The organism is Streptomyces sp. NPDC048172 (assembly GCF_043202595.1).
Lineage (GTDB): Bacteria > Actinomycetota > Actinomycetes > Streptomycetales > Streptomycetaceae > Streptomyces.
In genome coordinates this window covers 113,695-119,913 of sequence record NZ_JBIDAT010000018.1, presented here as the reverse complement: position 1 = coordinate 119,913, position 6,219 = coordinate 113,695, and the positions used below count along the sequence as shown (strand labels likewise).

Annotated in this window: 6 protein-coding genes; 1 reads left to right on the top strand and 5 read right to left on the bottom strand. The window is 71.7% G+C overall.

Annotation, left to right across the window (positions count from 1 at the left end; translation table 11 throughout):
• Window positions 1–333 precede the first annotated feature (333 nt).
• On the bottom strand, window positions 334–1,941 hold the full coding sequence (locus tag ACGF3A_RS43615) for a sensor histidine kinase (protein ID WP_393736882.1): 1,608 nt from the start codon (window positions 1,939–1,941) through the stop codon (window positions 334–336).
• Between the two features lie 109 nt (window positions 1,942–2,050).
• On the opposite strand from ACGF3A_RS43615, the gene ACGF3A_RS43610 reads away from it, so the two are divergent.
• The gene (locus ACGF3A_RS43610) at window positions 2,051–2,668 is read left to right on the top strand and encodes a DedA family protein (protein WP_393736880.1); all 618 of its coding nucleotides are present in this window, start codon (window positions 2,051–2,053) and stop codon (window positions 2,666–2,668) included.
• Here the strand turns inward: ACGF3A_RS43610 and ACGF3A_RS43605 are convergent.
• The 4 genes from ACGF3A_RS43605 to ACGF3A_RS43590 all read right to left on the bottom strand — a co-directional run bounded on the left by ACGF3A_RS43605 (window position 2,625) and on the right by ACGF3A_RS43590 (window position 6,076).
• On the bottom strand, window positions 2,625–3,332 hold the full coding sequence (locus tag ACGF3A_RS43605) for a response regulator (RefSeq protein ID WP_393736878.1): 708 nt from the start codon (window positions 3,330–3,332) through the stop codon (window positions 2,625–2,627). The two genes, ACGF3A_RS43610 and ACGF3A_RS43605, sit on opposite strands and share 44 nt — an antisense overlap.
• Before the next feature lie 9 nt (window positions 3,333–3,341).
• Window positions 3,342–4,145, bottom strand: coding sequence for a pyrroline-5-carboxylate reductase (gene proC, locus ACGF3A_RS43600; RefSeq protein WP_393736876.1), 804 nt, complete (start codon window positions 4,143–4,145; stop codon window positions 3,342–3,344).
• A 421-nt stretch (window positions 4,146–4,566) separates the two neighbouring features.
• Complete coding sequence (locus tag ACGF3A_RS43595) at window positions 4,567–5,304, bottom strand: ABC transporter permease (protein ID WP_393736874.1); 738 nt, start codon at window positions 5,302–5,304, stop codon at window positions 4,567–4,569.
• 7 nt (window positions 5,305–5,311) lie between these two features.
• On the bottom strand, window positions 5,312–6,076 hold the full coding sequence (locus ACGF3A_RS43590) for an ABC transporter ATP-binding protein (RefSeq protein WP_393736872.1): 765 nt from the start codon (window positions 6,074–6,076) through the stop codon (window positions 5,312–5,314).
• Between the last annotated feature and the right edge of the window lie 143 nt (window positions 6,077–6,219).

Below are 6,219 nucleotides of genomic sequence, written 5' to 3'. Positions count from 1 at the left end.
AACCTCAACCCACCACAAGAGTGGGTCGGGGTATCAACATATCTGGCGTTGACTTTTGGCACGCTGTTGAGTTCTCAAGGAACGGACGCTTCCTTTGGATTCCCTCTCGGGTTTCCTCCGGGCGCTTCCCTTCGGTGTGTCCACTACTTTAGCGGATTTCCCTCCGGACTCAAAATCGAGCCTTTTCGCAGTGAATTTGGCATGCCAAATTCATCCCCGCGAAGGGAGATCGTGCTTCATAGTGGGTTCCGCCTGAACGGCGGGAGGAGTTGCCGGAGAACCGTTCCGGCTCGCTGGCAACCCGGTGAACCTTACGGATCCGTCCACCCCGTGTCAACTCAGGGACAGCTTGTCCTTGTGGCTGAGGTGTCCTGCCGTGAAGCAGAGGCGGTAGACGGGCGAGTTGTCGAAGGGTTCGGTCCGGTAGTAGCGGCACTCGTCCGTGTCCGGCGGGTCCGCGGGGGCGCCGAAGGGACGGTCCTCGTCGTCGAACTCGTACGCCGGGAGGCGGGGCTCCACCCGGGAGAGAGAGGTGCCGACGGCCAGGCGGCCGTACGTCGTGGCGTCGAGGACCGAGCGGTACGAGGTGTAGAGGTTGAAGCCCAGCATCAGCAGGCCGAGGACCACCGTGGCGGCCAGGGGGATCCAGAGGGCGTCGAGGAGCCGTCGGCGCACGCGGCGGCGGGCCTGGGCCAGGGCCTCCTGAGAGGTGTCGGTCTCCGGGGAACCGTCTTCGCTCGTCGTCGTCGGGTCCGCGTCGGGGGTCAGCGGCAGACAGGCCGCTACCTCGAAGCCGCCGTCGAGGGGGCGACGGGCGCGGAGGGTGCCGCCGAGGAGGCGTACCCGTTCGTCGAGGCCGACCAGGCCCGAGCCCGTACCGGTCGCGTCCGTTCTCTCACCCTCTTCCTTCGGCTCGGGGTTCTCCACCGTGACCTCCACCGTGTCCGCGTTCCTGGTGAGGGTGACCGTGACCGGGGCGCCGGGGGCGTGCTTGGTGGCGTTGGTCAGGGACTCCTGGACGACGCGGTGGACCGCGTGCGCCGTCATCGGGGGCAGTTCGGCGGGGAGGAGGCCCGGGGGCGCGCGGTGGACGAGGTTCACCGCGACGCCGGAGGCGGTCGCGCGGGCGATCAGGGTCTCCAGGGGTTCGGGCGGCGCGGCGGCCGGTTCCGTCGGGGCCCGGTCGGCGTCCTCGCGGAGGACGCCGAGGATCTGGCGGAGGCGTGCGGTCGCGTCGGCGGCGGCCTGGCGGAGCTCCGCGGCCTGTGCGCGGGCGTCGTCCGAGAGGCCGGGCTGGACCTGGAGTGCCGCGGCGCGTACGGCGAGGAGGCTGAGGTCGTGGCCGAGGGAGTCGTGCATGTCCCCGGCGATACGGGAGCGCTCGCGGAGTCTCGTACGGTCGGCGACCAGCTCCTTCTCGCGTTCCATGCGCGCGGCCAGCTCCCAGCCCGTACGGACCAGCTCGGCCTGCTGGCGGCGGAAGCGGCCGAGGAGCCAGGGGAGGTCGAGGGCGAAGAGGACCGTGGCGACGAGGGTGAACCACTCCCACAGGGTCGTGTCCCCCCGGGCGAGCACCAGGGCCAGGCCTGCCGCGCAGAGGGCGGCGAAGAAGAGGAGTGCCCGGCGTACGTCGGCGGATCTGCGGCCCAGGAGGTAGGAGAGGGCGAGCAGCGCGACGGAGAAGGAGTTGGTGAACAGCTCCGGGGTCGTCGCCAGGCTCAGGGCCGCGGGGAGGACGAGGGCCGCGAGCGGGGCGCGGCGGCTGAGGGCGACGGCGGCGGCGAGGACCGGGAATCCGGCGGCGCGGGCCCATCCGGGGATGTCGTGGAAGAGGAGCAGCGGCGCGGTGACGGCGGCCCAGAGGAGGAGGTCGAGGAGGGGCGCGCGGTGCCGGCGCAGGCGCTGGGCGTACGGGGCGAGGAGGGGTCCGGGGCCGGTCACGTGCTTCACGCTACGGGGCGGGGATGAGGGTGACACCTGCCGAAAGACAGGTACGGACGGTGCCGTTGGAGAGCGGTGCGGGGGCGGGCACGGTTCTTAGCGTGCGGGCATGAACGAGGCGATAGTGCATGCCGTCGAGGGGTTCGTGAGCTCGCCGTGGGTCTACGCGGCGCTCTTCGGGATCGCGATGCTCGACGGGTTCTTCCCCGTGGTGCCGAGCGAGACGCTGGTGATCACGCTGGGGGTGTTCGCGGGGTCCGGCGGGGAGCCGTCACTGGTGCTGGTGATGCTGGTGGCGGCGCTGGGCGCGTTCACCGGTGACCATGTGTCCTACGCGATCGGGCGGAAGTCCGGGGAGCGGGTGTTCGCACGGCTGAAGGAGGGGAGCCGCACGCGACGGGCGTACGACCGGGTGGGGCGGATGCTCGCGGAGCGGGGCGGGCTGGTGCTGGTCGTGGCGCGCTACATCCCGGGAGGGCGTACGGCCGCGACGCTCACCACCGGTGCCACCGGCTTCCCGCGCCGCTCCTTCACCCGGTACGACGCGGTGGCCGCGTCGAGCTGGGCCGTCTATTCCAGCCTGCTGGGGTACGCGGGCGGGGCGGCCTTCGAGGAGAACCCGCTGCGCGGGGTGGCGCTCGGGCTGGGGCTCGCCTTCACGATCACGTTGCTGCACGAGGGGGTCAGGGCGCTGCGGCTGCGCCGCCGTCCGGGTGCTCAGACGTGAGACCCGTGCGGTCCGTCAGGTCGGCCTCGTGGGCGAGGAGGGCGGCGCGGACGCGGTTGCTGACGCCGAGGCGCGCCAGGATCGTACTGACGTACACCTTGACCGTGCCCTCGCCGAGGTGGAGGCGGGCGGCGATCTCGGCGTTGGTGCAGCCCTCGCCGAGGAGCGCGAGGACGTCGCGCTCGCGCGGGGCGAGCGCTGCCGCGCGCTCCCTGGCCTCGGCGCGACGGGTCATCCGGCCGCCGCCGCTGACCTGCTGGATGACACGGTGCGCGATGTCCGGGGAGAGGTACGAGGCTCCGCCGTGCGCCGCGCGGACGGCGGCCATCAGCTCGTACGGATCCCCCGACTTGAGGAGGAAGCCGCTGGCGCCGCTGTCGAGGGCGCCCGCGATGTAGGCGTCCTCCGAGAACGTCGTCAGCATCACGACGGCGGTGTCCGGGACCGCGCGGCGGAGCTCGGCCGCGGCGGAGAGGCCGTCGAGCACCGGCATCCGGATGTCGAGCAGGGCGACGTCGGGGCGGTGCAGCCGGGCCCGTTCGAGGGCCTCGCGGCCGTCGGACGCCTCGGCGACGACCTCGATGCCGTCGGCGGTGGACAGGATGGCGCGCACGCCCGCCCTGACCATCGTCTCGTCGTCGGCGAGGAGTACTCGGATCGCCATCGGACCGCCCTACGCGCCCAGCTCGCGGCTGCGGTCGCGCGCCGCCTCGATCGCGTCGATGAACGCGGCGCGCACGCGGTGGTTCTCCAGCTCGCGGATGGCGTTGATGGTGGTGCCGCCGGGCGAGGTGACGTTCTCCCGGAGGGTGACCGGGTGCTCGCCGCTGTCGCGGAGCATGGTGGCGGCGCCGATCGCGGCCTGGACGATCAGCTCGTGGGCCTTGTCGCGCGGGAGGCCGAGCTGGATGCCCGCGTCGGTCATGGCCTCGACGAGGAAGAAGAAGTACGCCGGGCCCGAGCCGGAGAGGGCTGTGGCGGCGTCCTGCTGGGACTCGGGGAGGCGGAGGGTCTTGCCGACGCCGTTGAAGATCTCGTCGGTGAGGGCGAGATGGGCCTCGGTGGCGTGGGCGCCCGGGGAGATCACGGACATGGCCTCGTCGACGAGGGCCGGGGTGTTGGCCATGACGCGGACGACGGGGGTGCCCTCGGGGAGCTTCTGCTCGATGAAGCGGGTCGTGATGCCCGCGGCGCCGCTGATGACCAGGCGGTCGGAGGGCACGTGCGGCGCCAGCTCGTCCAGGAGGACGGCCATGTCCTGGGGCTTGGGCGTGAGGATGAGGGTGTCGGCGGCCTTGGCGGCCTCGGCGTTGGTGACGGCCTCGACCCCGTACCGCCCGCGGAGCTCCTCCGCGCGCTCCGGGCGGCGGGTGGTGACCAGGAGGCGGCTGGTGGGCCAGCCGCCTCGCAGCATGCCGGACAGGAGGGCTTCACCGATCTTGCCGGTGCCGAGCACGGCGACTTTCTGGGCGGTCATGCGGCCAGTTTCGCATTGCCGCGCGCGTGCGAGTGCCGGGTACGGAGTGCGGCTCTTGTCAGTGCCGGGTTCGGGGTGCCCCTTGCTGTGCTTTGCGGGGTGCGGGTGCGTCGTGGCTTGTCGCGCAGTTCCCCGCGCCCCTGATGGGGCACCCCCTACCCCTCCTCTGAGCTTGGGAGGTCTGCGCGAAGGCGCAGGGCTGGCAAGCGCAGCCCCCTATGCCGAGTGCGCACGTACAAGAGCCGGGTTTGGGGTGCCCCGGGCTGTGCTTCGCGGGCTGCGGGTGCGTCGTGGCTTGTCGCGCAGTTCCCCGCGCCCCTTGGGGAGAAGGGGCACGCCCCGAGGTGTCGTGACCGGGCGCGCCCGCGCAGCGGAGCCGCACATAGAACACAGGCCCGCGCCCCTGGTCGGCGCCCTCTTCCTACGGCGTGCGCCTGCGGAGTGTGGCCGCGCCCAGGGCGAGGACCAGGAGGGCCGAGCCCGCCATCACGACGAGGTCGCGGACGAAGTCGCCGGTGGGGTCGGTGTGCCGGAGGACCTCGCCCATGCCGTCGACCGCGTACGACATCGGCAGCACGTTGGAGACGTACTCCAGGACGGGCTGCATGGAGTCGCGGGATGCGAAGAGGCCGCAGAGCAGGATCTGCGGGAAGATCACCACGGGCATGAACTGGACGACCTGGAACTCCGAGCGCGCGAAGGCCGAGACGAAGAGGCCGAGCGCGGTGCCGAGGACGGCGTCGAGCAGGGCGATCAGCAGCAGGAGCCAGGGCGAGCCGACGATGTCGAGGTCGAGGAACCAGATGGCGACGCCCGTGGCGGCACCGGCCTGGACGGCGGCCAGGAGGCCGAACGCCAGTGCGTACCCGCCGATCAGGTCGGCCTTGCCGAGCGGCATCGACAGCAGCCGTTCGAGCGTGCCCGAGGTCCGCTCGCGCAGCGTCGCGATCGAGGTCACCAGAAACATCGTGACCAGCGGAAAGATGCCGAGCAACGAGGCGCCGATGCCGTCGAAGCCGCGCTTGTCCGAGTCGAACACGTAGTAGAGCAGGACCAGCAGCAGGACCGGGACGAGGAGCAGCAGCGCGACGGTGCGCACGTCGTGGCTGAGCTGGCGGAGGACCCGGCCCGCGGTGGCCAGGGTGCGGGACACGTTCATGACCGGGTCACCTCGCGTGGTCGTGGTCGTACTCGGTCTGGCGGGCGGACTCGACGAGCTTGAGGAACGCGTCCTCGATCGTGTCGGTCCCGGTGCGGTCGCGCAGCTCGCGCGGGGAGCCGGCGGCCAGGAGCGCGCCCTCGCGGAGCAGCAGCAGGTGCTGACAGCGGTCGGCCTCGTCCATGACGTGCGAGGAGATCAGCAGCGTCACGCCCCGGTCGGCGGCGAGGCGGTGGAAGAGGGCCCACAGGTCGCGGCGGAGCACGGGGTCGAGGCCGACCGTCGGCTCGTCGAGGACCAGCAGCTCGGGGGTGCCGAGCAGGGCGACGGCGAGGGAGACCCGGGAGCGCTGGCCGCCGGAGAGGCGGCCCGCGAGGTCCCCCGCATGGCTGGTGAGGTCGACCTCCGCGAGGACGCGGTCGATCTGCGCGGGGCGCTCGGCGCGGGGGACGCCGAGGACCGACGCGTAGTACGCCAGATTCTGACGAGCCGTCAAGTCGTCGTAGACGGACGGGGCCTGGGTGACGTACGCGACGCGGGAGCGCAGGGGCGCGGAGCCCGCGGGCCTGCCCAGCACCTGGAGATCCCCGGTGACCTTGGCCTGGGTGCCGACGAGGGCGCGGATGAGGGTGGACTTCCCGCTCCCGGAGGGGCCGAGCAGCCCGGTCACGGTGCCCGGCTCGACCTCGAACGTGAGTCCGTCCAGCACGGTGCGGACACCTCGCACGACGGTGAGGCCGCGCGCGCTGACCGCCGGAGGTTTATTCATCATGCGTTGAATTATGCGCGCACCCCTCGCGGAGCGTCAAGAGGCGTCAAGGCCGTGCATCATTCACCCTCCGTAGTCATGTAACTCCGGGCAGACAGAATGAACTTCACCGGTCAGGGGGAGTCAAGCGACGGCAAAGACACGGA

What these genes read in the sequence shown, in the direction of transcription:
- ACGF3A_RS43610 (WP_393736880.1), top strand. Translation starts at nt 2,051, where the DNA reads ATGAACGAGGCGATAGTGCATGCCGTCGAGGGGTTCGTGAGCTCGCCG.
- ACGF3A_RS43595 (WP_393736874.1), bottom strand. Translation starts at nt 5,304, where the DNA reads ATGAACGTGTCCCGCACCCTGGCCACCGCGGGCCGGGTCCTCCGCCAG.
- proC (WP_393736876.1), bottom strand. Translation starts at nt 4,145, where the DNA reads ATGACCGCCCAGAAAGTCGCCGTGCTCGGCACCGGCAAGATCGGTGAA.
- ACGF3A_RS43590 (WP_393736872.1), bottom strand. Translation starts at nt 6,076, where the DNA reads ATGATGAATAAACCTCCGGCGGTCAGCGCGCGCGGCCTCACCGTCGTG.
- ACGF3A_RS43605 (WP_393736878.1), bottom strand. Translation starts at nt 3,332, where the DNA reads ATGGCGATCCGAGTACTCCTCGCCGACGACGAGACGATGGTCAGGGCG.